Origin of the sequence: Arsenicicoccus cauae (assembly GCF_009707125.1) — a bacterium.
GTDB classification, from domain to species: domain Bacteria; phylum Actinomycetota; class Actinomycetes; order Actinomycetales; family Dermatophilaceae; genus Arsenicicoccus; species Arsenicicoccus cauae.
On the sequence record NZ_WLVL01000047.1, the window covers coordinates 1 to 575 of the forward strand.

Sequence of the window (575 nt, forward strand, 5' to 3'; positions counted from 1 at the left end):
CCTTGGACACCGACGCGCCGTACACCTCGGCCAGGTGCGCGGAGATCTCCCCGGTGGTCAGACCCTTGGCGTACAGGGACAGGACTAGCTCGTCCAGGTCGGACAGGCGCCGCTGCCGCTTCTTGACCAGCTGGGGTTCGAACGTGCCGTCCCGGTCCCGGGGCACGGTGATCTGCACCGGTCCGCAGTTGTCGGTCAGGACCGTCTTGGTCCGGGTGCCGTTGCGGGAGTTGCCCCGGTTACGGCCCTCGACGGCGTGCTTGTCATAGCCCAGGTGCTCGGACAGCTCCTCATCCAGCGCGGTCTCGATGACCGTCTTCGTCAACGCCTTCAGCAGCCCGTCCGGGCCGGTCAGCGCCACGCCGGCGTCCTTGGCCTGGAGCACCATCTGTTTGATCACGGCCAGCTCGGCCGGCGTCAGCTCCCGCTCCGGACCCGCGTCCGGGATCGGCCCGAACGCCTCCCCGGGCGGTGGACCGCCCGGATCGCCCGGGTCCTGGCTCTTCTTCGGTGAAGGTGGACTCACAGCCACCAGTGTCTCGGTCATGACGACCCTCCTGCCCCAACCGGGGCGC

At 69.4% G+C, this 575-nt stretch carries 1 protein-coding gene; it reads right to left on the minus strand.

Going from position 1 to position 575, the window contains the following annotated elements; translation table 11 throughout:
• A partial coding sequence (locus GGG17_RS14660; RefSeq protein ID WP_230083058.1) for a transposase occupies positions 1-388 on the minus strand: 388 nt, incomplete at its 3' end.
• Between the last annotated feature and the right edge of the window lie 187 nt (positions 389-575).